The organism is Swingsia samuiensis (assembly GCF_006542355.1).
In the GTDB taxonomy this organism is placed as follows: domain Bacteria; phylum Pseudomonadota; class Alphaproteobacteria; order Acetobacterales; family Acetobacteraceae; genus Gluconobacter; species Gluconobacter samuiensis.
The window spans coordinates 1,200,921-1,225,783 of record NZ_CP038141.1 but is presented as its reverse complement, the minus strand read 5'-3'; the positions used below and the strand labels follow the sequence as shown (position 1 = coordinate 1,225,783).

Below are 24,863 nucleotides of genomic sequence, written 5' to 3'. Positions count from 1 at the left end.
TCTTTACCTTCTTTGTTGGCATAATCAGTGACGATTTTTTTAGATTATAGGAAACAGTATGAGCGTACGGCGTCGTGATTTAGTGAAGCTTGGAGCAGGATTGTCCTTATTAGGAAGTTCTGCCCGGGTTGCACTCGCTCAATCCACACCTGCACCCTCTATGCCCCAAACGTCTTCACCGACACCTTTTGATAACAATACGGTACGTTTGATTGCGCAAAAACTAGCAAAATCACCCTATAATGCCCCTCCCCAGAGCTTACCCTCTGAAATCGCCAATCTTGATGCGGATCAGTATAAAGGTATTACCTACAATTCTGATTATGCTTTGTGGCATGGGCAAAATCTTTCTTTCGATGTCGAATTTTTCCCACGGGGGTTCCTATATAAACCCCGTATCGAAATGAATGAAGTTGTAGACGGTCACTCTTCGCGCATTAATTATAATGCAGATTTGTTCTCCTATACTAACCCGGTGTTCCGCGTATCCGATGACTTGGGATTTGGAGGCTTACGCCTTCGCTACTCCATCAATACTCCTGGTATCATGGAAGAATGCGCCGTCTTCTTAGGTGCATCTTACTTTAAAGCCGTTGCCAAGGGCCAAACATATGGCCTTTCTGCACGAGGCTTCTCTAACGGCACAGGCGACCCCAAGGGAGAAGAATTCGCAATATTCCGCGAATTCTGGCTTGAAAAACCTGCCTTAGGCGTCGAAACAATCGTTATTCATGCCCTCTTGGACAGCCCTTCCGTCACGGGGGCTTTCCGCTTTACCATCCGTCCGGGCGATACGACTATTTTTGATGTCCAGTCCTCTCTCTTTCCACGTGAGGAAATCCATCAGGCTGGAATTGCCGCATTAGCTGGAATGTTCTTCTTTGATACGAACGAACGTAATCACGTCGATGATTGGCGCCCAGCAGCACACGATAGTGAGGCACTCCAAGTATGGACGGGCTCTGGCCAACAGCTTTATCGTCCGCTTGTAAATCCAACAGACTTGCAATTCTCTGCTTTTGTTGACGATAGTCCTCACGGCTTCGGTCTTATGCAGCGTAAACGCAATTTTCAAAATTATCAGGATTTATCTCTACATTACGAAAAACGCCCTTCCTTATGGATTGAGCCCATAGGGAATTGGGGCAATGGCAGTATTGATCTTGTTGAAATACCCACACCAAACGAGGTTAATGATAACATCATTGCATTCTGGCGACCTCAGGCCTCTCTCCAAGCAGGTAAAGAATATAACTTCGTTTATCGTATGTATTGGGGATGGGATACGCCGTGGCCAACAGAACTTGCGCGTGTGAGTGCAACGCGTATTGGGGCCGTACCTGATCATTCGGATCAACGTTTCTTTGTGATTGATTTCTCAGGGGATTCCGTTCAGAAGCCTCCTCAAAACAACCAGCTTCACCTGATGACACAAGTCTCTCAAGGCACAATTCAAGATGTCGTAATTCAAGACAATCCAAGCATCAAAGGTTGGAGAGCTACTTTCAAATTCTCTCCCGGCGATGCAAAAATAGCTGAACTGCAAGCCCAGCTTACAAATGATCAAGGCGCAATTTCTGAAAAATGGATGTACCGTTGGACGCCATGAAAGACACGTTCTCTTCTCAAGCCCCCTTTCTACCAGCTGATGCTCCCCTTAAAATGGAGCCTCAGCGTTTACACCATATGCCAGATCGGCATGGGCGGCCTTTTCGTATTTTGCCAACGACACCATCAACGTTATGGTTAAGACGGTTATTCGTTTTCGGGTCAGCTCTTTTACTAACTGTTTTTGGTGTCTATCGCATCAATAAGGTTTTTAACTCACTGGGTGTGTCCACGCTGGGTGTTATTATCCTTATCTTATTTGCAATTCTTGCTTTTTGGATTGCTCTCTCTTTTACATCCTCTATCGGTGGCTTTTTTTCACTTCTTTTTCGTGGTGGATTAGGCCTCGGCGTCCATCGCTCGGGTCCTCTACCACAGCTAAAAACTAAAACAGCCGTCTTGATGCCCACATATAATGAGGATCCAGAGCGGGTATTGGCTGGCTTAAAAGCCATTTACGATAGCATTTTACAAACAGGGCAAATTGATGCCTTTGACTTCTTTATTCTATCTGACACCACGAACCCTGATGTATGGATCCAAGAAGAACGTGCTTTTCTTGCTTTTCGTCAAAGCACTCAAGATACAACCCGCATTTTCTACCGTAGACGCCACAAAAATATAGATCGAAAAGCTGGAAATCTAGGTGAATGGGTGAAGCGCTTTGGTGCAGCCTATGAGCAAATGCTCACGCTTGATGCAGACAGCGTTATGGATGGAAACCTGATTATTCGCGTCGTCTCGGCGATGGAAAATCATGCTGGTGTTGGTCTCATACAAACACTCCCCGTCATCATCGATGGGAAAACCTTATTTGCTCGCATGCAACAATTTGCAGGGCGTGTATATGGCCCTCTCATTGCTCATGGGGTTGCTTGGTGGCATGGTTCAGAAGGGAATTATTGGGGCCATAACGCCGTTATACGAACCCGCGCGTTTGCTGAACAAGCCGGCCTGCCTCACCTCAAAGGAAAACCTCCTTTTGGTGGGCATATTCTTAGCCATGACTTTGTCGAAGCAGCGCTTATTCGACGGGGTGGATGGGCTGTCCATATGATCCCTGGCCTCTTCGGTTCTTACGAGGAAAGCCCCCCTTCCCTAACAGATGTAGCTATTCGGGACCGTCGTTGGAGCCAAGGTAACCTCCAACATGCCAAGATTTTAAATACTAAAGGAATGCACTGGGTTAGCCGCGTTCACATGCTCATGGGCATTGGCTCCTATGTCATGTCACCTCTATGGCTGCTTTTCCTTCTTTTTGGGATATTGATTTCTCTACAAGCACGCTTTTATCACCCTGAATATTTTGGATCGACACCAACACTTTTCCCTCATTGGCCGAAAGTGGATCCCATTGGAGCGAAACACGTCTTCATAGGAACAATGGCTATTCTTTTAGCCCCCAAACTGCTTTCTTTTATTGCAGCCCTCTTCAATCGGGAAACATTAAAGGGAACAGGCGGTGTCATCCGCTTATTCCTTTCCATTATCATTGAAACCATTATCGGCGGCCTGATTGCGCCGATCGCCATGCTCATCCAAACCTCTGGCGTTCTGTCCATCTTGCTTGGCAGAGACTCTGGCTGGAACGCTCAGAACCGTGAGGATGGACGTGTTTCTTTAAAAGAAGTTGTCCATGGATACTGGCTATATACCGTTTTTGGTATTCTACTTGCCATTGCAGCTTGGTCTGTTTCTAAAGCTCTTTTCCTATGGATGACACCTGTTCTTATCGGTTTAGCGCTCGCTATTCCTCTTGCGGCTCTTACCGCGAGCCGAGATGTTGGTTTAGCCTTACGGAAAGCTGGGCTTCTTTTGATTCCAGAAGAAACCTCTCCTCCGCCGATTTTACAACTTGCCGCAACGAATGATCGTCTTCGTCGAAAAGCACAACACGCAGCTCCACACAAACCCAGCGAAGCGTTTAAAATATTGCTCGAAAGTGATGAACTGGTCGAAGCGCACACTGCAGCTCTCCCACCGGCTCGCAAAGCAGGTGAAGAAATTAATTCTCATCAACTTGTAGGGTTATTAAAACTAAAGGAAGCCTCCTCGCTTCAACAAGCGATCAGCTCTTTAACACGCCAAGAAAAATCAGCTGTTCTAGAAACAGCCGAAGGCATATCTCTTCTTAAACAGTTCCATAAATAAAAAAAGCCCCGCTCCTTAAAGGGCGGGGCTCTTGTCTTCATTCTCTAAGAGAATTAAAGACCTTGTGCTTTCTGAACTAAGCTTACGCAAAGAAGAACTTTTTTGTCTTTTGGCAAGCTTGAGATATCAAAAGGTGTGTTCGTTGCTGTCTGAAGAAGACCACGACCACCAAGAGAGTAGTACTGATCAGCAATAACATCTGGGCGATGGGCAAGCTTACGAGATGCAACGCGTGGAGCTGTACCATGTACCAATTTCTTGTGGACACAGTATGCTGTCAGACCTGCAACGTTACCAACTTGTGCATTTGCAATTGATGGAAGACCATCATTCCCTAAAGCACCTGGTGTTGCTGCTGTTGCTACACCATTAATAGAAACAGCTTGTACTTTTTGTTGGCCATTAACAACAGCCTGAGAACCAGCCGCAACAACATGTCCTGTTTCAGGAACAAGAATTGCTGGTCCATTCCCATTTACAGTTTTCTGTACAACTCCAGCTGGCACAGAAGCTGTCTGAGCATATGCTGCACCAGAAACAGCAAATCCAAGAGCGGCTACAAGAGCATAATACTTATTCATAAGAATAATTCTCCAATTACATGGGTGCCTAAAGAGTTTTAGCAATAAGCAAAGCATAAACCTGCTAAACGCAAGACACCCCTCTGCATTAAAAGTATAATTCAACAATAAGTTTTCTTACAATTCAAAAATATTTGATCAATTTCCTGTTACCTCTTCAAATTACTGAACAGGATTGAAATAATTCCTTTTCTGAACCATGCTCTTAATATGTCTTATACAAAAATTTTACCCCCTAATCCTCGTCAAGAACCCATCACGATCACCCAGCTTGGGCGCACTCGTTCAGATTCTTATGCTTGGATGAAGGATGAGAACTGGCAACAGGTCCTACGTAACCCTGCCACCTTACGGTCTGATATTGCAACGCATCTCAAAGAAGAAAACTCATACGCTGAAGCCGTCCTTGCTGAGGTGGCTCCCCTTCAGGCAGAACTCCTCAAGGAAATGATCGGGCGGATCCCTCCCGCTGAGGAGTCTGTTCCTGTTCCAGACGGCCCATGGGATTACTACACACGTTTTAAAGAAAAAGCCCAACACCCACTATACGCACGGCGGCTACGCACCGAAGGGCAAGAAGAAATTCTTCTGGACGTAGATGCTCTCGCGAAGAATTTTGAATATTATGCCCTTGGCCATACCGCTCACTCAGCCAATCATAACTACTTTATATATTCAGAAGACGTTCAAGGCTCAGAGATCTATCGTATCCAAGTCAAAGATCTCAAAACAGGTGCCCTGTGCCCCTCTCCTGTCGAGAGTACAACCGGTAGCTTTACAATCTCTCCTGACAGCGAATGGCTGTTCTGGATTTACCGTGATGATAATGGCCGCCCATCTCGTATTTACCGCAGACCATTAACCGGAGGGGAAGACGTTCTTGTTTTTGACGAGACTGATCCAGGATTTTTTCTAAGCATTACAACGTCCGCCTCACGTAAATGGATCATGATTGAACGAGGTGATCATGATACAAATGAAACACTTCTCATTCCCGCATCCAACCCCACAGCGATACCTTTTGTCGCAGCACCTCTTGTCCGTGGTGAACGTTACTCCCTTACGCACTGGAACGATCGTTTCATTATTCTGACCAATATCAATGGTGCTATCGACTTCCAGTTCATGCAAACTCCAGATCACCAAACGGGACGGGAGCATTGGAAAGCGTTTCTTCCTTACAAAGAAGGCCACTTCCTATTAGATGCCACAGCCTCCCGTGATTATTTTGCATGGGCTGAACGTAAAGACGGGAACATTCATATTCGGGTTACAAAGTTTGGAGTCACAGGGGACATTCGCTCTCAAGCTACCACCATTGCAATGGACGAACCTGCCTATGATCTAACGCTGCTTGGAATGCTTGAGTATAACTCGCCCATCCTGCGTTACGTCTATCAGTCTCCTACAACACCCGCTCACTGGTATGATTACGACCTGTCCAACAACACGCGCCAATTAATGAAAGTTCGTGAGGTTCCATCTGGTCATAATCCTGATCAATATGAAACACGCCGTCTTTTTGCGACAGCTACGAATGGAGAAACAATCCCCATCACAGTTCTGATGAAAAAAGGACAGCCCCTTAACTCAACCGCTCCCTTACTTCTTTATGGATATGGCTCTTATGGTATTCCCATGGATGCCAGTTTCTCAACCACAGCTTTCAGTTTGGTTGACCGAGGGTGGATTTATGCCATCGCCCACATCCGAGGGGGAACCGAGAAAGGCTGGAACTGGTTTTTACAAGGCCGCGGCAAAACAAAACCCAATACTTTTACGGACTTTATCGCATCTGCACATTATCTGATTTCTCAGGGCTATACACGAGCCGGCCATATCGTTGCTCATGGCGGGTCAGCCGGCGGCCTCCTTATGGGAGCGATTGCCAATATGGCACCAGACCTCTTCGCAGGTATTGCTGCTCAGGTCCCGTTTGTTGATATGTTAAACACCATGTCTGACGTATCCCTCCCTTTAACCCCACCAGAATGGCCCGAATGGGGAAACCCACTGGAAGATCCTGAAGCGTACGATTTAATTGAAAGTTATTCCCCATACGATAATATTCAGGCTTGCCCATATCCCCCTATTCTGGCCATGGGTGGCCTTTCAGACCCCCGTGTAACCTATTGGGAACCAGCCAAGTGGATTGCCAAACTTAGAGAAATTGCTTCTGGAGGCCCTTTCCTTTGCCGCATTAATATGGATGCAGGACACGGCGGGTCATCAGGGCGTTTCAAACGCCTAGAAGAAGTCGCGCTTGTTCAGGCTTTTGCTCTTTGGTCTATTCAAAAAGCAAAAACGAACTAAACTCCATGCCGTGCTCTTTTAAATCCATCCCCTAGAGCACGGCACCAAATGTGAGAATTGGGGAGTTTTCAACGCATATTTTTAGAAAAACCACTTAACAAATCAAACTATTTATATCCAAAAAGATGCCGCATATCATCTCCAAAATGCTGTAACGCATCATACGGAGAACGATGTTGACGATTACCTCTTTCCGAGACAATCGTAACGGTAACAGTCATCCCCGCAGCTAATGTCAAATCATCTGGTATTTTATCAATACTCACCCGAACAGGAATACGTTGCGCCAAACGCACCCATGTATAAACCGGGTCAACAACAGGAAGCCCTTGCTCATTAACGAGGGCATTATTACTGGCAATTCCTCGTGTAATACTTTGAACATGTCCAAATAAAGGTTGATGATATCCCATCAAATCCATCCGAACATAATCTCCAAGATCAAGATCATGTATTTTTGTTTCTTCAAAATACCCATCTACCCAAAAAGAATGGGTATCAATAACATGCATATTCACCACACCAGCGGATGCATAATCCCCCGGTCTCATAATCAGATTTGTAACCGTCCCATCAATAGAACTTCTAATTTGGGTCCGCTGTAAATTAATCTCAGCTTGATGAAGTTGTGCCTGTGCCGAGTCATACGCGGCTTGAGCCTGCTGAGCCAAAGCAACATATTGCCGCTTTTCCTCTTTCGACACGGCAACACCCGGAATCACGCGCCTCCATTCTGCTTGGTTATTTTTAAAATCAAGGTCCGCTTTGCGCTGTGATACATTCGCCTTTGCCATATCAACCGCAACCTGAAAATCAAACGGATCGATGACGTACAAAATATCGCCTTTATGAACCTTTTGGTTATCCGTCACTTTTACATCAATAATCTGCCCGGAAACACGAGGGGCTATATTCGCCACCTGAACACGGACCTGCCCATTCCGTGTCCATGGTGAAGCCGTGTAATAATCCCACAAAATAATCATCACAATAGCCGCGACAATCAGGATCGAAGCGGTAATCAAAATTCGTATTAAACGATGAGCGTTATCCAGCACTGCCAAAAACCTTATGTCACAGAAATAATGTGTAAATTCCAAGGAAACAGACCAAAAGCCCAAATTGTGCCAAAGGCGGGTTCCAGACATATCGCCATAAATTCAGAACACCGAACAGCCATCTCACCAGCCCTAGCGTCATCAACGACAAGGCCACATCAATAACAAAAGCCGAGACGAGCAACCCGTCTATATCTATAACCTGCCGTATCACCATCTTCTGCGCCCAATTCCATAATGGTGAATCGCCGTCTTATTCCGAAGAAGCATCACACGCACAGCTTCCAGGCCGGCAACACAATTGAGAATGAAAACATCCTCACCAGCTATATCTTTTTGAAAACGCTCTAGAAAACGTTGATTTAACTGATCTAAATCCTGCTCAACGACTGTTAAATTATCTTGAGACAAAGCCTTCTGAGCAGGGCTTGTATATTCCCTCAACGCAGCAACCTTTGAAGCTTGTCTCAGATACAACCTCACCCGGGCAATTGTACTCGCCAGATCCTCTAAACCAACAAACCGTTCAAAAACATTCAATGTTACCTTACCGGCAGAGTCCAACTTTCGGGTTAAAAGCAGGAACTGGCTAAGCCGATCATATTTTCGACTTAGCAATGCTGGCCCCATAGCTTCACCATGTCCATCAAGCTGTCTTTCCAAGTCACGAGCAATACCGACCGCTAAGCGAAACCGATATCTCCGGACAGTGGGGGGCCATACTAAAACAAGAAGTACGAAAGAAAGCGCGGCTGCAGCCAGATAGAATACATTTCTCGTTATAAAAGACCCTACATCATACACATGAGGGTTCCCTAAATTCATAAATACGAGAAAAAAAGTGCCGTAATGAAACCCGATAGCACTTGTCTTCGGGTTCATGATAAGAAGACATGCGATAATTGTTTGTGGCAACATCACAAGTGCTAATGTCTGAGGTGTGTAAACCCATGGCAACACTCCAAAAGACATTATAGCAGCGGCAAGAATCCCTAATGGCGTTCCGATTATCACCCCTTTACCAAACTGAGCTAAATCCAGAGTGACAGTCGCCAACGTTAAAACAAGTGCTGACTGAGACAAAATAATAGACGAAGCAGGAATCCCCGTTCCGATGCAAACAGCCGCAACAATGCTGAACCCCAGAATGACACGCATAGCATTAATAAATGCTGTAATATAATCTGGGTTATCGGCCAGCTTTGCTAACTTTAAAGCTTCTCCTGCTGGAGCCGCCTTCAGGAGCGTGTTTAATCCGGTTCGAATATGCAGCCGATTACTAATTAATGTAGAAGCGCGTTCTAAAAACCACGCATCCCGAGGCGAAACAATATAGTCTGGATCTTCTTCATTAATCCCCGACAGAATTTCCCTCATAGTTTCATGCCGGTTAGAACCATCCACCACACGTTCATGCCATGACCGCACATGACGAATGACGATATCAGAAATATCTCCTTCTTTTAAAAGAACTGCGATAGAACGACTGCACGTTAAAACCGTAAGCATTCCCACAAGACTGAGACGTGCCCCTGCCATCCGCCGACGCCCATATGACAACTCAGTTCGCGCATAGCTAATATGCGTAACCAACGATAAAATTTCAGTGCTAATGGCTGTCAGTTCTTCGTTAGAGGGAATGATGTCTCCCATCAAAGCCGCCTGACTAATTTGGCGTATTCTTTGCCCAGAATACTGCAACCCCCGCGCAAGACTACGCCACGCCTGTGGCGATCCAGACATGAGGTTCACGATCGCAACTGCAGCGATGCCTATTGTAACTGTTGTAGCGCGGGCAATACCAACCTGAAATACATTTTGTGGGGCATCAATAGTGGCAACCGCAACCAAGGCTACTACATACCCGGCAAGCAAGGCTGCATACGCTCTAAAGTTGCGCTCTAACGTCCCGACAAAAGCACACGCCCCCAACCAGAGCGCAGTTGTTCCCAAAAATAGACGTCTGTTTTGATTAAACAAAGCCACGAGAACAATTGAAACACCCACCCCAATGAGAGTGCCCAACATTCTATAGAAAGCCTTAGATAAGGCCTGACCGCGCAAGGGCTGCGCCAAAATCATCACCGTTACCCCTGCGCCAGCAGGAGAATCAACTTGGGCCCAAAAAGCAATAAGAAGCGCTAATACAAAGGCCACCCACGTCCGAAGGGTAAAAGACACCCAACCCGGCCGCAGTATAGCTTGCCATGAAAGGGACACCTATATTTCCCTTTCGATCAACAAGCCTATCATTGCTTCGTATCCTATTTTCGTCGGGTCATAATTTACCCCAATAGGATTACTCTAAATTAAATTTAAAGATTAGATCTCTCTCTGGATTTCACCAATATGTGACTAATCATTCAATGGAAGTGCTTTACAAGCGGCCTGAAGCTTTGGATTAGAAGCAGCGCTCTGCCGACACAATGAATGAGCATCCGCACCACAGATGGTTGTTACATCTTCCATCGATGATGAAACAACATCTCTAGCCACCCCAAGATCCTGCGTCTCGTCGCTTTCTTCTTCTTTAGTCAGCTGGTCTTGTGCTTTGTGCATTTCTTTTAAAGCATTCACACACGAATCGCCCGCTGCATCAGGGTGAATTTGCAGCACCTTAAGCACATTATTAACGACCAACCCTTGGGCATTGATCATTGGGTCTTCATCGTTTGTCTTTGCCCCTCCATCATTGGCATAAAGAGGCGTCACAAACCCAGCACAAAAAGCCAGCGTCAAACTAGCACGTATGAACAGTTTCATCATACTCAGCATGATTGAAAAAAATTCATGATAAAACAAGTCTTTTTAGTATCGCATACTGGTCTAATGAACGATTTTCCTCCTCTTTATTCGCATAAAAGCGCTGTTTGACCTTGACTCAAAACCTGCATCCCGTTAAGCGAAATCATCTTTCGCGGGCATTCGGGCCCGTTCTACCGTTCCTTAACGGGAACACACCATATAGAGAGCCTGGAACTATCATGAAGATCCGCAATAGCTTAAAGTCTGCAAAGGTTCGCGATAAAGACTGCCGCGTTGTACGCCGTCGTGGTCGCGTTTACGTCATTAACAAAAAGAATCCTCGCATGAAAGCACGTCAGGGCTAATCCCTTTGACGAGCAGAAAAGCAGTTCTATGGCGCCATCTTCTCACGATTGGCGCCTTTTTTCTTTCTATACCTGCATTTTCTGCCCCTGCACCAGATCAGTCTGCTCACTTACCAAGCACGGCAAAACACCCTCCTCACAAGACAGTACAAGAGCGCTTATTACAGCTTGAAAAGGCTCTTGCCCTTGCTGGGAATGAGCAAAAAGCTCAAGAGCTTACAAATGCCGCTGAAAATTTACGTATCCGTGGTTTAACAGGCGCAACCAAACTACTCCTCCGTGATTCGCAGGATGCTCTCTCTAAACATGATTTCCAAACTGCCGTAGACGATATTACCTCAGCACTCACCCTTCAGCCAGACAAAGCGATTTTAAGACGAGACCGTGCAGAAATACGCCTTGCCGCAGGCGACATGGATGGCGCTATCGCTGATTTAGGGGTTGAACTTCAATCTGACCCGCAGGACCCTATTGCGTGGGGAGTATTGGCTCAAGCAGAGCAACTCCGCCATGAACCAGACGCTGCTTTGCGGGCGTATCAAAAAGTCATCTCCTTAAACCCCTATACGCCTCAAGCAAAAGAAAATCTGAAAAAGTTTGAGAAAGCAAAAGCCGGGCAAGAAGATTAAAGTCCTTTAATCTAATCTCTATCTTTTATATTGCCTCAACTTAATTACATTGAATACGTTGAGTACTTATCAAGATATCGGAGACGGAACATGAAAAACAAAGTTGAAGCGGTAGAAAAAACTGAAAAAAAAATTGGATGTTGTGGCAAAATTAAATCTGGCGTTCAAAAAGCGCAACGCTCTCGCGAAGTTGGGCTTGCCATTTTGACAGGTCTAGCAACGTTTGGGCCAAAGCGCTTTCGTCCACACTTTCAACAAATTCTTTCTGTGATTACGGTTGCAACAGCAAGCATTGAGTTCTTCCGTAGCCGTAGAAAAAAATAATACGCATAATAAACCTCATATTCACATTATGGGGTTTATTTGATCCAATGATCTATAAGAAAGAAATTGGATCAATATCTATTTCGATTTTAGTTGTCCCTTTTACTTTTATATCTTTCAACCAATCCCTCAAAATAGGTTGAACGGCAATTCCGCGCATTGTTCGTAATAACAAACGCCTGCGATGACGGCCTCGTAATACCGCCAAAGGCGCTGGAGCAGGGCCGAGGATCTGAACCCCTTCACGCTCAGGCGCATAGAGCGCTATTTCTTTTGCCAATGCATCTGCGGCCTCTGCCGTAGCAGCACTAATGATAAGCGCTGCCAGCCGTCCATATGGAGGCCAAAATGAAGGTCGTCTCTGTGCTGCTTCCTGCTCCATAAAAGATTGGAAATCATTCGCGATCAAGGCTTTCATAACAGGGTGCTCACCCACATAACTCTGCAAATATACTTGCCCGGCGTGGGCGGCTCTTCCCGCACGGCCAGCCACTTGATGAAGAAGCTGCACAGTCCTCTCCGCCGCTCTTAAATCTCCCCCTCCCAGTCCCAAATCAGCATCTACAACACCAACCAATGTGAGTTTGGGGAAATGCCATCCTTTTGCAACAATCTGCGTTCCAATAATCAGGTTTACCTCCTCATCTGCTATCTGCCTTATGGCCTCGGCTGTCGCAGAAGGAGAAGCCAACGTATCAGAAGACATCACTAAAATTTTTGCATCCAGAAAACGCTGTTTTGCCTCTTCTGTAATGCGCTCAATCCCAGGTCCAATTGGCACCAATGAATTTTCCGCATGGCACTGAGGGCATTCTTTGGGAATACGTTCAATATGCCCACAATGGTGGCATGTTAAAACACCTCTAGCCCTATGTTCCACAAGCCAAGCAGAACAATTCGGACACTGGGCTCTATAACCACACGCACGACAAAGAGTGAGCGGAGCATAACCTCTCCTATTCAGGAAAAGCATCGCCTGCTCACCATTCGCCAAGGTTTCATCAATCGCTGTACATAACTTTGGAGAAAGGAAAAAACCTCTCTCCGGCGAATTCTCTTTCATATCCACCAAGGAAACGGACGGCATTGTTGCGCCCCCGTGCCGGCTTGTTAACAGCTCATGCTGGTATCGACCACTCTCAACATTGGCCAGCGTCTCAAGAGAGGGGGTTGCTGAAACAAGAATAACCGGAGCGTTAACCAATCTCCCCCGTACAATAGCCATATCACGGCCATGATACATCACGCCTTCTTCCTGCTTAAAGGCGCTCTCATGCTCTTCATCAACAATAATTAAACCAAGCGTTTCAAAAGGTAAAAAGAGAGCTGAACGCGCCCCTACCACCACCTGAGCCTCTCCTTTAGCCACGGCATGCCATGTTTCGCGGCGGCGCTTTGCTCCCAAATCAGAATGCCATATTGCGGGCTCCACTCCAAAACGACGCGCAAATCGATCCGTCCATTGAGTGGAAAGTGCTATTTCTGGCAACAAAACCAACACTTGCTTCTGTTGACGCAAACAGGCTGCTATCGCTTCAAAATAGACCTCTGTTTTTCCAGAGCCCGTTACCCCTTCCAAAAGCAATACATCAAAATGATGCGCTTCCACTAAATTGGTTAGTTTTTTAGAAACTTCTTCTTGTTCTTCTGAAAGACGTGGCGTCCCATAATCAGGGTTTGGAGGATGAAACGGCGATGAGGCTGATATTACAACCTGTTCTAACAAACCAGCCGTCGCTAAGCCCCGAACAACAGCAGAGCTTGTACTACTCGCTTCAGCTAAGTCCGATGTGGTCATTGGAATATGAGAAGCAGCATCCAATACCGCACGCCTAGAAGGTGTAATCCGTATTTTTTCTTCCGGTTTTTGCGTCCTCACCCAGCCCAAAGCAGGTTTGGGTGTATCCCCAAGATGCACACGCATCGCCATGGCCAAAACCAAGCCCGGCGGGGTTAACGTATAAGCGGCTACCCAATCAATAAAATGCCGTAAACTTGGCGGTAAAGGCTGCACCTCTAACTTGTGCCCTATCGTTCGCAAACGAGATAAAGGGACAGTTTTTCCGACAGGGCGCTGAAAGTCTGGTGGAAGGTGTGTCGTCGCCTCCCACACACATCCCACCACTTCTCTTTTACCCAAAGGGACAGCAACAAGTTCTCCGGGCGATAATGCTTCATGTGATAAATAATCAAGTGGTCCCGGAAATGGCAGAGGAACAAGGACAGAAACCCGATGCCCTGAAGAAGATTTCCCATTATCTTTCGGATTGGTTAGAGTATGAGTCGTCATGACAGGTTCTAACTTTCCTCGGCCCGAAATACTATGATTGCTTATGACGCTTTACGCGAATGGATCAACTGGTTGGAACATGAAAAACGCTCCAGTCCCAGAACAATCGAAGCTTATCGTCATGACCTTGTCCTCGCAATTTCGTTTTTTGAAAAACATTTTGGAAATGAAGTCACCCTCAATACTCTTAAAGAACTCTCTTTAGCCGATTTACGCGCATGGGTTGCCCATGAAACAGCCCGAGGGGAAAAACCAACACGCCGTCAAAGCAATAATGATGCGCGCGCACGTTCACGGGCACGCCGCGTTTCGGCATTACGCTCTTTTTATCACTTTCTGGGCTTAAAGTTTAATCTATCAAACCCAGCTCCCAAACTTCTTTCCACTCCTCGTTTAAAGAAAAGACTCCCTCGCCCCCTTGCTCGAGAAGATGCCATTCTAGCGCCCGAAGGCATTGCAGATGATGCCATAACGCATAAAGCTGCCATTCGGGATAAAGCCTTATTCACACTCCTCTACGGCACTGGCTTGCGAATTGGTGAAGCGCTCTCGCTTAATATTCGAGACTTAAGCCAAGCAGGCGATCACATGCTCCGCGTAACAGGAAAAGGGGGGAAAGAACGCTTAGTCCCTTTACTCCCCGCGGTTCTAACAGCTCTCGAAGCATGGCAAAAATCTCACCCCGCTCCCACACCTGATGCACCTCTTTTTTGTGGAGCCCGCGGAGGGCGGCTTAACCCCGCGGTTGCTCAAAAAGCCATGCGTGAATGGCGCAAAGGAGAAGGTCTACCTGCCTCTGCCACCCCTCATGCCTTACGGCACTCTTTTGCTACCCATATGATGGAATCTGGTGCTGACTTACGCGCCATCCAAGAGCTTATGGGACATGCCAGCCTGTCCTCCACACAGATTTATACACTTGCCGATGAAAAGTATTTGCTGGATGTATGGCGCAAAGCACATCCAAGGGCTGATAAAAAATGACATTCGCAAAAATATATAATGGCTTCTTTGTATGTGCATGCCTCTTGCTCACCTATACCCTACTACTCGGCACACACGCCCTAGCAGCGCCATGTACCCTCAAACGTGCCATCACATTATCCATTAAGGATACGGGGGGATATTTAAGCATCCCTGTCAAAATTAATGGGTCTGAAGTATCCATGATTATTGATACTGGATCCCAAGGCAGCTTAATGACCCCTGAGGGTGTTCATTTATTACATCTTCCAACCGACCCTAATCATCACACCATCATGCAAGGCCCTAATGGAACTCCTCGCCTTGTCCCGAATATCAGCATTCATAATCTAAGCTTTGGCCATTTGAATTTAGGACCCGGATCTATGCCAACCGGTAACCTGCCTGGAGCCCCTATCCTTCACCCCCCGATCCTTGGGCTGTTAGGAGCTGATGCCATTGATGGATATGATCTGGAATTTAATATTCCACATCATCAACTCACCTTTTGGAAAGCCACACCCTCTTCTCCAGCTTGTACTATTCGCCCTTTGTGGAAAGGCAAGTGGAACACTATTCTTGCGCGCGAAACAGATGGCCGATTAATGGTGCCTTTCATTCTTGACGGCACTCGTGGCATTGCACTGCTTGATAGTGGAGCACGTTCTCATATTATCAATACGGCATTCACCTACCGCCTTGGATTAAATGATGAGCTGTTAGCGCTTGATCCGGGAGGGGTCTCTGCAGGGGTAGACTTACATCAACGTCGCTACCATTGGCATCGTTTCCACCGTTTTACGATGGGAGGCACGGTATGGCTCAACCCAGTTCTCACAGTTGCGCCAGTTCATGATCAAGCGGATATGCTTCTCGGTTCAGATTGGTTTTCCAAACACGATATCTGGTTGTCTTACAGTTCAGGACAGGTTTTTGTTCAATGAAGCATTAAAAAAGGCCTTCAATTCACATTGAAGGCCCCAAACTCAAATCATTAGTTTGCTTTTAAACGGCTATTGCACTGAGACCAATACCCGCCACCTTTCTGAATCCACTTCAAATTACCATTCCCACCATTCTCTTTATTCGCATTATATTGCGCAACACACGTCTTCATACGTGCTTTTCCTGCTGATAATTTTGCAAATTCTGGAGCAACAGCTTTAGGAAAAACTACATTTCCGCTTGTTACAGGAGAAGATGCTGTTTTTGAAACAGGTGTTAATGCTTGAGTAGCCGTATTTGGCGTTTCAGGATTAGTCTTATTATTTTCTACCTTTGAATCAATTGTTTTGGCAGCTGATGGAGAAGACGCTGTCGATGCCGTGGTCACGTCTGTAGCCTTAGCTGTCTTTGCATCTTTTGCGCAGTTTGCAGCTTTAAAAGCTGTATAATTCTGCCCATTCAGCGTTCCGCCTTTTTTAGCAGAAAGAAATGCAGCGTGGCATTCTTTACCGGTCATAGCCTGTGCTGGAGCAATAGAAACACCAGCAGCCATAACAGCCGCTAAAGATAACGTGAAAAACGAACGATGAAATAACATCAAAACCATCCTTTAATCTGGCTCAGCGTACGACAGCCGGCACTTCATTATGAAAATATACCCGCTATTCGTAAACTAATTGATACGTTCACCATGTAAAACCATATCAAGCCCTTCAAGTTCCTCTTCTGCTGAAACACGTAGTCCCATAACCAAATCAAGAACCTTCAAAATAACAAAGGTTACAACAACACACCACACAATGGTGACGCCAACAGCCTCAGTTTGAGAGAGTAATTGGGGCAAACTCCCTACCACTCCAACTGGGTTCGCATCCGTTGCGGATAAAGGGCCAAAAGCCAAAACACCTGTCAGTAAGGCACCAATAATACCCCCTGTTCCATGGACACCAAACGCGTCCAAGCTGTCATCATAACCCAGCTTATGTTTTAGCCATGTGGAGCTCCAGAAGCAGCCCACTCCAGCCGCCAAGCCAATAAGCACTGCCCCTCCAGGCAAAACAAAACCCGCTGCTGGTGTAATGGCAACGAGACCTGCTACAGCACCCGAAATAATTCCTAATGCCGTTGGCTTTCCTGTCCGCCACCATTCCATAACCATCCAAGCTAACCCGCCCATGGCGGCTGCAAGTTGTGTCGTCAACATGGCCATTCCTGCCCGGCCATTTGCACCAAGAGCAGAGCCCGCATTAAACCCAAACCAGCCGACCCAAAGCAAAGACGCCCCAACGATAGCATACGTCAAATTGAAAGGAGCTAAATCATCTGTTCCAACACCGCGGCGTTTTCCCAAAACAAGAGCACAGACCAAACCTGCAACGCCTGAATTAATATGAACAACCGTACCGCCTGCAAAATCAACCGCGCCTAAAGCTGCAACCCATCCTGTTGGGCTCCATACCCAATGTGCGATAGGCGCATAAACAAACAGCACCCATAAAACCGTAAACACGCACATTGAAGAAAACTTCATTCGTTCAGCAAATGCACCCGCAATCAAAGCTGGGGTAATGATTGCAAACGTCATCTGATACATAATGTAGACGCTCTCAGGAATGGTCATCGGTACTGCGGCCGATGTTCCCGCCCCTAAGGTGAACGCCGAATCTACACCCTTATGAAAATTCGCAGCAACGCCATTTAGAAAAGCCCGCGATAAATCTCCTATCCATTGATTCCCATTTGAGAATGCAAGGCTATATCCAACCCCCATCCACAGAAGGCTCACGATACAACAAATCGCAAAGGATTGGATTAAAGTCGCAAGAACGTTTTTCTTACGAACCATCCCACCATAGAAAAGAGCTAACCCCGGAATGGTCATCATCAAAACCAGAGCTGTACTGACAAGCATCCAAGCCGTATCGCCCGTATCAATAGGAGCTGGCTTATCCGCAGCAATGGCACTTAAAGGTGCACCAACACCAAATAAAAGCCCCAAAAGAGAATAACGCTTCATCATAACGCCCCTTCTCCTGTCTCTCCTGTGCGGATACGAATAAGTTGGTCCAGATTAGAAACCATGATCTTGCCGTCTCCGATTTTACCGGTCCGTGCTGAATTCATAATTGTTTCAATCACTTCATCAGCAATTGCATCCCCAACCACGACTTCAATTTTTATTTTAGGAATAAAGCTGACACGATATTCAGCCCCTCGATAAATCTCTGTTTGACCTTTCTGACGACCAAAGCCTTTCACTTCGGTTACAGTCAAACCTTGCACACCTAAAGGGGTCAGAGCTTCTCGGACATCATCCAGCTTAAAAGGTTTTATAATAGCAGTAATGAGTTTCACGGACGGCGCATCCTCATCAGAAATCAATTAATTTCAATATGCTTAAATCGTGCCAGTTTAGCAACAATCTATACGCCGCAACCAAGATTTTTTTTAAACCCCAAATCATACAGGGAAAATCAGACCTAAAAAAAATAAAGCCATCGATTGTTACGATGGCTTTATTTCAAAACAACTTAGGACTGAGTCTCCGTCGGTTTGGACGGAATATCCGGCCCATTATAACTCACCCCCGGAGCCGGACGATTAATAGGAGGAGACATCAAAGCTTCAGGCCAAGCGGGTTCTTGTGGTGCATCTGGTACAATCGCAGTACGGCCACGTGGAAGACATTCAGGAAGCTCTGCCTGTATCCGCTGCAACATCCTCTCTCTCACATTACAACACAAATCCCACATTTCATCCGCATTAATCGCACCTGCAATCATACGAAGTTTGATGACATTCATGTCGCTATCAACGACCTGAAACCCCGTTGCCTTCTTGTCACCATCCCATTGCGAACACTTAGCCAGTTCCTCAAAATACATCTCTCTAACCTTGGCTACAGGCGTTCTGTAATCAAGCCACAAAAAAACTGATCCGGTTAGAGCGGGAGAACTGTGCGTCCAATTTTGAAACGGGTTTTCAAGGAAGTACGTAATCGGCACAATATAACGGCGTCTATCCCATGTTCTCAACACAACATATGTTGCATTAATTTCTTCAACATATACCCAATCCCCATTCAAGATGAGCATATCTTCCATACGGATAGGTTGTGTAATCGCGATTTGAATCCCCGCAATCAAATTCGAAATAGCAGGCTTTGCAGACAAACCAACCACCAGCGAAGCAGCACCCGCTGAGGCAAAAAGCGAAATCCCGAACTGCTGAACCGCATTAAAGGTCATCAGCCCGGCGGCAACCGTGAAAACACCAAACGAAATTTCTGCCAGACGGCGCAGAACCCGGATCTGTGTTTGGTGAGAACGAACCGTAATATTATCAATATTATCTTGGAAAGTCAGCTTCGTTAAATATTTATCCGTCATGAAATGAAAAATGCGGATTATACTGAACCCAACATTTAATATGAAAAAGCATGCAAGAAGATGTTCTAAGAATTGCTCCGTACTATGTTCGAAGCCATTCGTTGCAGGCAGAACAATCATTGCTGCCAATAACATTAAAAAATAACGGATATTCCATTCAAGCCGTTCGACTATCCCATGAATCCACTGGATTTTGCGCATCCATGGGAGTCTCAGTAAGCTTGCCGTAATAACACGGCTAAATAACTGCGCGATTAAAGCCGCAATTAGGATAATTATAATTGACCCCAACGGAGCAGGAAGCCAACTAAAATAATTTGACATCCCAGAAACGGTCTTTCTGACATAATATTTATCTGGCATATCCTTCAAATCCTAACAAAGAATAACAACAGTTACTATCAAACTGACATTGAAGAATATTTTTATCAATATTTGTTTCCGCATTTTGTATTTCTCACGGTTTAAAGGGGTTTTTTTTCTTGCCCCCTTCCACTCACACCTCGACAGGAGTAGGGACTATTTAAGGAGATGAGCGCGATGAAAACGACACACTATGATCTATGCATCAATGGAGCCGGGCCTGTTGGTGCTACTCTTGCATGCCGACTTGCGGCAGCTGGAATACGCGTTCTCCTCGTCGATAAAGCTGCACTCCCTGTTATGGAAGACCCTTCCCTCGATGGGCGCGCTTATGCTATTTCAGAAGGGTCTAAAAGACTTCTTGTCGCTGCGGGTATATGGGATAACTTACCAGCCTCACCCCAAGGGATCCGTGAAATCAGAGTTTCGGATGGGCGCCCTCATGAAGCAGCGTCCCCCCTCTTTCTTCATTTTGAATCTGAAGATGCTCCACAAGGACAGAACTTTGGTTGGATGGTAGAAGCACGTGATCTACGGCTTGCTATCAACACCACCCTTCACCACTATAAAACACTCGATATTCACGCGCCTGATATGGGAGAATTTACTTTCCACCCGGATCATGTCGCCATTCATCTTAAATCAGGAAAAACCGCAACGGCCCAGCTCGTCGTGGCGGCTGAAGGCCGTCGCTCGCCCTTACGCGACCAAGCCAGAATTGGTATTACCAAAATCCCTTATAATCAATTTGGAATCGTCGCTACTATCGCGCATGAGCGCCCCCATGACGGCGTAGCACTTGAACATTTCCTTCCAGAAGGTCCTTTCGCTCGCCTCCCTATGCCGGGAACACCAGAACACCCACATCGCTCTGCTATTGTTTGGGCCGAAGGAACCGGCAGGGCGCATCGCTTTTATGACCTTCCTGACCATATTTTTGCCCGTGAAATCCGCGCACGCATGGGCGATGAAGATTTAGGCGAAATCACCCCTATTGGAAGACGGTGGGTTTATCCTCTCTCAGCCCAATATGCTCAAACCTACATCTCCCACCGTCTTGCTCTAGCAGGAGATTCTGCGCACGGCATACACCCTATTGCCGGACAAGGACTGAATATTGGCTTTAGAGATATCGCCGTTTTGTCCAACATTCTGATCCAAGCACACACTCAGCACAAAGATTTTGGAGATAAAACGCTCCTTACTCAGTATCAACGTCAAACACGGCCATCCAATATGGCTATGTTAGCCGCAACAGATACTCTTGAACGCCTGTTTGGAAACGATAACCCTATCCTACGTCGTATTCGCGATCTCGGAATAGCCGGTGTACATCGCCTTCCACCTCTCCGCCGTGCCTTTGTAAAACGAGCTATGGGTCTATGAGTCTTTCCCTACACTCCGATACTTTCTGGAACACCTTAAAATCTCAAGCATGCAGCTGCCACGACCCACTGATACAGGATGTTTTTGCTACCAATATTGGAGATCATCCTACTTTTTCGTCTGCCCTTGCCTCTCTCATGGGGACAAAACTCACGGATAGAGCCATATCTGCAACATCTATCACACGGTTGGTTACAGATATATTAACAAAAAATCCGCATGTCGCAGAAGCAGCAGCTGAAGATATTCTAGCCATCTATGACCGAGACCCAGCATGCCCTGATCTCGTCACACCATTTCTTTTTTTTAAAGGTTGGCAGGCTTTACAGGCCTATCGTGTGGCCCATTCACTATGGCATCATAACAGGCGGCAGCTCGCATACCACATTCAAAGCCGCATGAATGAGCTTTTTTCAATTGATATCCACCCGGCAGCTCAAATCGGCAAGCGTATTAGTCTTGATCACGGAACAGGTATTGTTATTGGTGAAACATGCATCATTGAAGATGATGTTTCTCTCTTCCAAGGCGTAACGCTTGGAGGAACGGGTAAACTATCCGGGGAGAGGCACCCGATTTTACGTCAAGGCGCTATGGTTGGCGCAGGGGCAAAAGTGTTGGGCCGACTGACAGTCGGTAAAAAAGCACGAATTGGTGCAGGTTCTGTTATTTTATCAGATGTGCCCGATGGGGCTACGGCAGTTGGAAATCCAGCCAGAATTATCCTGCCGAATGAAAATAACAAAGAAAGAATTGACATATAAAATATGCGGTCACAAAAAAGGGCGGCACATAAGCCGCCCTTTTTATTATAAACCCATCAACTTATTTATTTGTGAAACGATAGGTCGTCGTATAGTCAAATGTCTGACCAGGTTTAAGCTCTGTTGTTGGGAATGATGGGTGGTTAGGGCTGTCAGGATAATGCTCTGCCTCGAATGCAACAGCATCCGTCTGGCGGTATGTATGTCCTGAGACACCTGCATATGTACCATCTAAAGAGTTTGATGTGTAAACTTGCAAGCCAGGTTGGTTTGTTAAGATCTCCATTCCACGGCCTGAACGTGGGTCGTAGACCTTACCTGCCAAGCGTGGTTCTTTACCATACTCACCATTGACTACCCAGTTCATGTCATACCCACGGGCATAAAGCATCTGCTGGTTATTACTACGCAAACGATCGCCAATAGCTGTTGGCTTCGTAAAGTCGAGCGGGGTTCCAGCCACCGGTGCAATTTCACCAGTCGGAATAGATGTGCTGTCTGTGGGCGTAAATCTATCGGCATTAACCTGAAGAATTTCTGGCTCAATCGTACCAGAACCTTCACCGTTTAAGTTCCAATAACTATGATTGGTCAAATTAAGAACGGTCGGAGCATCAGTTGTCGCAACATAATGAAGCGAAAATGCATTATCATTATTAAGACTATATGTGACATGCGTTGTCAGTGTACCAGGGAAGCCCTGATCGCCATTTGGGCTAACAAGCTTTAATGTTACGAAAGCGCCATCTTCCGTAACACCCGTTTTTTCAATAGTCCAAACGTTTTTATCAAACCCTTTTTTACCACCGTGCATCGCATTCGGGCCGGCCGTAATAGCTGCGTGATAAACCTTTCCGTCTATAGAATAGGTTCCTTTAGCAATACGGTTTGCATAACGACCAATGATTGCACCAAAATAAAGCCCACCCTTGGCGCTATCCTGAGTATATCCGTTTAAATTATTAAAGCCCAAAACAACGTCTTGTAATTTACCTTCTCGGTTCGGGGTCTCTACAGACTGAATAATTCCACCATATGTAATCACACGTGCTGTAACGTTATGGTCATTCTTTAACGTGACAATACGTACCGCTTGGCCATCAGGAGTAGCGCCCCAAGGCTGAGACAAAACGGTTGGTCGGGCTTGAGCAACACCCAATGACAAACTAATTAATCCCACAGTCGCCAAAAGTGATGCTTTGCGAGTAAATAACTTCATCGCTGGATAATTCCCTTAGTGTTGAATTTTCATCACAGTGCTACAGAAATATTGATCAAGTCAAAGTATATTTTGAAACTAAACATCACTTATTCCCTCATATTCTCATCTTTTCTGCTATAAAATCTACTTTTCAAAGAAATGATTCAGAGGGGTGCAGGAAAGGAAAGAATAGGCTATGATTAATTTAATTTCGCAGTTTTTGGCGTAAGATTGACTTACGGCCTTATTCGCCTAAACCGTAGCGAGGTTGTTGCTGTCGAGTTCATCTCATCAGCGCTGTAACGTTTTCGTGAAAGATATATGCGAAAAGGGGTTTTTGAGGATTGGTTATGAACTCTCAGCAGGATAAGAACAATTCCGGCGTAGTATACTCACGCCGCTACAGAGCCACGGCCGGCGTTTTGGCTTTGTTGATGCTTGGCGCTTGTAGCTCTTTACGTAATCCACCGCCAAAAGATCCAGATGATCTTGCTGACTACAAAGCTGCTAACGATCCTTACGAACCACTCAACAGGAAAATGTATAACGTTCAGATGTGGGCATACAAACATGCCCTACGTCCGATTGGAAAAGCTTGGATATGGGCGGTTCCACAACCTGTCAGACATTCTATCTCAAACCTGAACGAAACATGGCGTGAGCCTATTGTCTTCTTCTCAGACGTAGGGGCCGGCAAACCACGCCGAGCAGGCGATACCTTCATGCGCTTCGTCATCAATATGAGCGCAGGTGTCGGTGGTCTTTTTGATGTAGCAAGCTTAGTCGGCTACAAACAGCATGAAACCGACCCAGGAATGACCATGGGCTCATGGGGCGTTAAAAGTGGTCCTTACCTCTTCCTCCCCTTCCTTGGCCCAAGCAACTTCCGTGATACGGCTGGATATGCTATAGGTCAGGCAATGCTACCGCTTAACTATGTTCCACGCGGGTATGGTTTGCTCACCTTCAACTGGGCTTACAATATTCTCGGCACTTTAAATGGTTTTGCAGATAGCGTTGACCAAATAGATCAGCTGGAGCATTCTAGCTTAGATCCATATTCTTATATTCGTAGTGCTTGGCAGCAAAGCCGCCAGAGCCAGATAGACGCCCTAAAAGCAGATCACCGAGCAACGACCCCTGATTGGTACAACTAAGGATACACGAAATGATTAAAGTTTTTTCGCGCCGCGCTCTTCTCGGTGCATTCACCCTTTCACTTGCTTTTGGCTCTGGTGTTGCTCAAGCATCCCCAGCTACTGACTTTGTAAATTCTTTCGGAAGCAAACTTCTCAATATCGTTAACTCCTCACAATCACTTGAGGCAAAACAGCAGGCTGTTCTTCCACTTTTACAGTCTAACGTTGATATTCAAGGAATTGCTCGTTACTGCCTCGGCCGTTACTGGCGTACCGCTACTCCTGAACAACGCCAAAAATATGTTGGCCTTTTCAGTCAAGTTCTTATGAACACAGTAACAGGGCAAATTGGCAATTACCAAGGCGTCAAATTCCACGTCACTGGTTCTGTACAGACACCTGATGGTGAGCGCGTTGACACCGTTATTGACCGCCCTAATCAGCCAACGGTTACTCTACAACTTATCGTAAACGGTCAGCCACCAAAAATCATCGATATGTATGGTGAAGGTGCTAGCCTACGCATGAACCAACGCGGTGACTACAGCTCTTACCTTGCTCATCATGGTGGAAATGTAGATTCACTTATTTCTGCACTAGAACGCCAAGTTAACGGCCACCACTAATACCTTAATAAAAAAACGAGAGT

The 24,863-nt window shown here is 46.1% G+C and carries 23 protein-coding genes; 12 read left to right on the top strand and 11 right to left on the bottom strand.

All coding sequences use genetic code 11. The annotated features are described in order from the left end of the window. The first annotated feature begins 58 nt into the window (after window positions 1-58). Window positions 59-1,609, top strand: a complete 1,551-nt coding sequence (locus E3D00_RS05670; RefSeq protein WP_141460729.1) for a glucan biosynthesis protein — start codon at window positions 59-61, stop codon at window positions 1,607-1,609. Further along, complete coding sequence (gene mdoH / locus E3D00_RS05665) at window positions 1,585-3,759, top strand: glucans biosynthesis glucosyltransferase MdoH (RefSeq protein WP_141460727.1); 2,175 nt, start codon at window positions 1,585-1,587, stop codon at window positions 3,757-3,759. Before E3D00_RS05670 ends, mdoH begins: the two co-directional genes overlap by 25 nt. Before the next feature lie 53 nt (window positions 3,760-3,812). Here mdoH and E3D00_RS05660 read toward each other — a convergent pair whose 3' ends face one another. Continuing rightward, window positions 3,813-4,340: a DUF2501 domain-containing protein gene (locus tag E3D00_RS05660; protein WP_246091370.1), complete on the bottom strand. Its 528-nt coding sequence runs from the start codon at window positions 4,338-4,340 to the stop codon at window positions 3,813-3,815. Window positions 4,341-4,550: 210 nt separating this feature from the next. Here E3D00_RS05660 and E3D00_RS05655 point away from each other — a divergent pair, with 210 nt between their 5' ends. After that, window positions 4,551-6,653 (top strand): S9 family peptidase, encoded by a 2,103-nt coding sequence (locus tag E3D00_RS05655; RefSeq protein ID WP_141460725.1) that lies wholly within the window; start codon window positions 4,551-4,553, stop codon window positions 6,651-6,653. 107 nt (window positions 6,654-6,760) lie between these two features. Here E3D00_RS05655 and E3D00_RS05650 read toward each other — a convergent pair whose 3' ends face one another. The 4 genes from E3D00_RS05650 to E3D00_RS05635 form a co-directional block, all read right to left on the bottom strand. After that, on the bottom strand, window positions 6,761-7,711 hold the full coding sequence (locus tag E3D00_RS05650) for an efflux RND transporter periplasmic adaptor subunit (RefSeq protein ID WP_141460723.1): 951 nt from the start codon (window positions 7,709-7,711) through the stop codon (window positions 6,761-6,763). A 16-nt stretch (window positions 7,712-7,727) separates the two neighbouring features. Next, window positions 7,728-7,853: a DUF1656 domain-containing protein gene (locus E3D00_RS10625; RefSeq protein WP_246091525.1), complete on the bottom strand. Its 126-nt coding sequence runs from the start codon at window positions 7,851-7,853 to the stop codon at window positions 7,728-7,730. Between the two features lie 68 nt (window positions 7,854-7,921). After that, entirely contained in the window at window positions 7,922-9,931 is a 2,010-nt protein-coding gene (locus E3D00_RS05640; protein ID WP_141460719.1) for an FUSC family protein, read from the bottom strand. A gap of 135 nt (window positions 9,932-10,066) precedes the next feature. Further along, entirely contained in the window at window positions 10,067-10,477 is a 411-nt protein-coding gene (locus tag E3D00_RS05635) for a hypothetical protein (protein ID WP_141460717.1), read from the bottom strand. Between the two features lie 218 nt (window positions 10,478-10,695). Here E3D00_RS05635 and ykgO point away from each other — a divergent pair, with 218 nt between their 5' ends. From ykgO to E3D00_RS05620, 3 genes are all read left to right on the top strand, one after another. Further along, window positions 10,696-10,821, top strand: coding sequence for a type B 50S ribosomal protein L36 (ykgO, locus tag E3D00_RS05630; protein ID WP_003625637.1), 126 nt, complete (start codon window positions 10,696-10,698; stop codon window positions 10,819-10,821). Window positions 10,822-10,826: 5 nt separating this feature from the next. Continuing rightward, window positions 10,827-11,450 carry a tetratricopeptide repeat protein gene (locus tag E3D00_RS05625; protein WP_141460715.1) on the top strand — a complete coding sequence of 208 codons (624 nt, stop codon included), beginning with the start codon at window positions 10,827-10,829 and terminating at the stop codon, window positions 11,448-11,450. 90 nt (window positions 11,451-11,540) lie between these two features. Beyond that, entirely contained in the window at window positions 11,541-11,774 is a 234-nt protein-coding gene (locus tag E3D00_RS05620) for a hypothetical protein (RefSeq protein ID WP_141460713.1), read from the top strand. 52 nt (window positions 11,775-11,826) lie between these two features. Here the strand turns inward: E3D00_RS05620 and E3D00_RS05615 are convergent, their stop codons facing one another. After that, complete coding sequence (locus E3D00_RS05615; protein WP_141460711.1) at window positions 11,827-14,064, bottom strand: primosomal protein N'; 2,238 nt, start codon at window positions 14,062-14,064, stop codon at window positions 11,827-11,829. A 33-nt stretch (window positions 14,065-14,097) separates the two neighbouring features. On the opposite strand from E3D00_RS05615, the gene E3D00_RS05610 reads away from it, so the two are divergent. Further along, window positions 14,098-15,048, top strand: a complete 951-nt coding sequence (locus E3D00_RS05610) for a tyrosine recombinase XerC (protein WP_141460709.1) — start codon at window positions 14,098-14,100, stop codon at window positions 15,046-15,048. Beyond that, window positions 15,045-15,971: a retroviral-like aspartic protease family protein gene (locus tag E3D00_RS05605; RefSeq protein WP_141460707.1), complete on the top strand. Its 927-nt coding sequence runs from the start codon at window positions 15,045-15,047 to the stop codon at window positions 15,969-15,971. The genes E3D00_RS05610 and E3D00_RS05605 overlap by 4 nt, the downstream gene beginning before the upstream one ends. 50 nt (window positions 15,972-16,021) lie before the next feature. On the opposite strand, the gene E3D00_RS05600 is transcribed toward E3D00_RS05605, so the two are convergent. The 4 genes from E3D00_RS05600 to E3D00_RS05585 all read right to left on the bottom strand — a co-directional run bounded on the left by E3D00_RS05600 (window position 16,022) and on the right by E3D00_RS05585 (window position 19,724). Further along, entirely contained in the window at window positions 16,022-16,570 is a 549-nt protein-coding gene (locus tag E3D00_RS05600; RefSeq protein ID WP_181441934.1) for a hypothetical protein, read from the bottom strand. A gap of 75 nt (window positions 16,571-16,645) precedes the next feature. Next, window positions 16,646-17,989 (bottom strand): ammonium transporter, encoded by a 1,344-nt coding sequence (locus E3D00_RS05595; RefSeq protein ID WP_141462389.1) that lies wholly within the window; start codon window positions 17,987-17,989, stop codon window positions 16,646-16,648. Beyond that, window positions 17,989-18,327, bottom strand: a complete 339-nt coding sequence (locus E3D00_RS05590) for a P-II family nitrogen regulator (protein ID WP_141460703.1) — start codon at window positions 18,325-18,327, stop codon at window positions 17,989-17,991. The genes E3D00_RS05595 and E3D00_RS05590 overlap by 1 nt, the downstream gene beginning before the upstream one ends. Before the next feature lie 176 nt (window positions 18,328-18,503). After that, complete coding sequence (locus tag E3D00_RS05585; RefSeq protein ID WP_141460701.1) at window positions 18,504-19,724, bottom strand: mechanosensitive ion channel family protein; 1,221 nt, start codon at window positions 19,722-19,724, stop codon at window positions 18,504-18,506. A gap of 168 nt (window positions 19,725-19,892) precedes the next feature. Between E3D00_RS05585 and E3D00_RS05580 the strand changes: the two genes are divergently transcribed. Both E3D00_RS05580 and cysE read left to right on the top strand, forming a co-directional pair. After that, window positions 19,893-21,110: a UbiH/UbiF/VisC/COQ6 family ubiquinone biosynthesis hydroxylase gene (locus E3D00_RS05580; RefSeq protein WP_141460699.1), complete on the top strand. Its 1,218-nt coding sequence runs from the start codon at window positions 19,893-19,895 to the stop codon at window positions 21,108-21,110. Beyond that, complete coding sequence (cysE, locus tag E3D00_RS05575; protein WP_141460697.1) at window positions 21,107-21,874, top strand: serine O-acetyltransferase; 768 nt, start codon at window positions 21,107-21,109, stop codon at window positions 21,872-21,874. The genes E3D00_RS05580 and cysE overlap by 4 nt, the downstream gene beginning before the upstream one ends. Before the next feature lie 61 nt (window positions 21,875-21,935). On the opposite strand, the gene E3D00_RS05570 is transcribed toward cysE, so the two are convergent. Further along, complete coding sequence (locus tag E3D00_RS05570; RefSeq protein ID WP_141460695.1) at window positions 21,936-23,093, bottom strand: aldose epimerase family protein; 1,158 nt, start codon at window positions 23,091-23,093, stop codon at window positions 21,936-21,938. Window positions 23,094-23,425: 332 nt separating this feature from the next. On the opposite strand from E3D00_RS05570, the gene E3D00_RS05565 reads away from it, so the two are divergent. Both E3D00_RS05565 and E3D00_RS05560 read left to right on the top strand, forming a co-directional pair. After that, complete coding sequence (locus E3D00_RS05565) at window positions 23,426-24,232, top strand: MlaA family lipoprotein (protein WP_141460693.1); 807 nt, start codon at window positions 23,426-23,428, stop codon at window positions 24,230-24,232. A gap of 11 nt (window positions 24,233-24,243) precedes the next feature. Continuing rightward, window positions 24,244-24,840, top strand: a complete 597-nt coding sequence (locus E3D00_RS05560) for an MlaC/ttg2D family ABC transporter substrate-binding protein (RefSeq protein WP_141460691.1) — start codon at window positions 24,244-24,246, stop codon at window positions 24,838-24,840. The last annotated feature ends 23 nt before the right edge of the window (window positions 24,841-24,863 follow it).

Excerpts from the sequence above, each read along its gene's own strand:
- E3D00_RS05670 (WP_141460729.1), top strand. The coding sequence starts at position 59 with ATGAGCGTACGGCGTCGTGATTTAGTGAAGCTTGGAGCAGGATTGTCC.
- mdoH (WP_141460727.1), top strand. The coding sequence starts at position 1,585 with ATGGATGTACCGTTGGACGCCATGAAAGACACGTTCTCTTCTCAAGCC.
- E3D00_RS05660 (WP_246091370.1), bottom strand. The coding sequence starts at position 4,340 with ATGAATAAGTATTATGCTCTTGTAGCCGCTCTTGGATTTGCTGTTTCT.
- E3D00_RS05655 (WP_141460725.1), top strand. The coding sequence starts at position 4,551 with ATGTCTTATACAAAAATTTTACCCCCTAATCCTCGTCAAGAACCCATC.
- E3D00_RS10625 (WP_246091525.1), bottom strand. The coding sequence starts at position 7,853 with ATGACGCTAGGGCTGGTGAGATGGCTGTTCGGTGTTCTGAATTTATGG.
- E3D00_RS05635 (WP_141460717.1), bottom strand. The coding sequence starts at position 10,477 with ATGATGAAACTGTTCATACGTGCTAGTTTGACGCTGGCTTTTTGTGCT.
- ykgO (WP_003625637.1), top strand. The coding sequence starts at position 10,696 with ATGAAGATCCGCAATAGCTTAAAGTCTGCAAAGGTTCGCGATAAAGAC.
- E3D00_RS05620 (WP_141460713.1), top strand. The coding sequence starts at position 11,541 with ATGAAAAACAAAGTTGAAGCGGTAGAAAAAACTGAAAAAAAAATTGGA.
- E3D00_RS05615 (WP_141460711.1), bottom strand. The coding sequence starts at position 14,064 with ATGACGACTCATACTCTAACCAATCCGAAAGATAATGGGAAATCTTCT.
- E3D00_RS05610 (WP_141460709.1), top strand. The coding sequence starts at position 14,098 with ATGATTGCTTATGACGCTTTACGCGAATGGATCAACTGGTTGGAACAT.
- E3D00_RS05605 (WP_141460707.1), top strand. The coding sequence starts at position 15,045 with ATGACATTCGCAAAAATATATAATGGCTTCTTTGTATGTGCATGCCTC.
- E3D00_RS05600 (WP_181441934.1), bottom strand. The coding sequence starts at position 16,570 with ATGTTATTTCATCGTTCGTTTTTCACGTTATCTTTAGCGGCTGTTATG.
- E3D00_RS05595 (WP_141462389.1), bottom strand. The coding sequence starts at position 17,989 with ATGAAGCGTTATTCTCTTTTGGGGCTTTTATTTGGTGTTGGTGCACCT.
- E3D00_RS05585 (WP_141460701.1), bottom strand. The coding sequence starts at position 19,724 with ATGCCAGATAAATATTATGTCAGAAAGACCGTTTCTGGGATGTCAAAT.
- E3D00_RS05580 (WP_141460699.1), top strand. The coding sequence starts at position 19,893 with ATGAGCGCGATGAAAACGACACACTATGATCTATGCATCAATGGAGCC.
- cysE (WP_141460697.1), top strand. The coding sequence starts at position 21,107 with ATGAGTCTTTCCCTACACTCCGATACTTTCTGGAACACCTTAAAATCT.
- E3D00_RS05570 (WP_141460695.1), bottom strand. The coding sequence starts at position 23,093 with ATGAAGTTATTTACTCGCAAAGCATCACTTTTGGCGACTGTGGGATTA.
- E3D00_RS05565 (WP_141460693.1), top strand. The coding sequence starts at position 23,426 with ATGAACTCTCAGCAGGATAAGAACAATTCCGGCGTAGTATACTCACGC.
- E3D00_RS05560 (WP_141460691.1), top strand. The coding sequence starts at position 24,244 with ATGATTAAAGTTTTTTCGCGCCGCGCTCTTCTCGGTGCATTCACCCTT.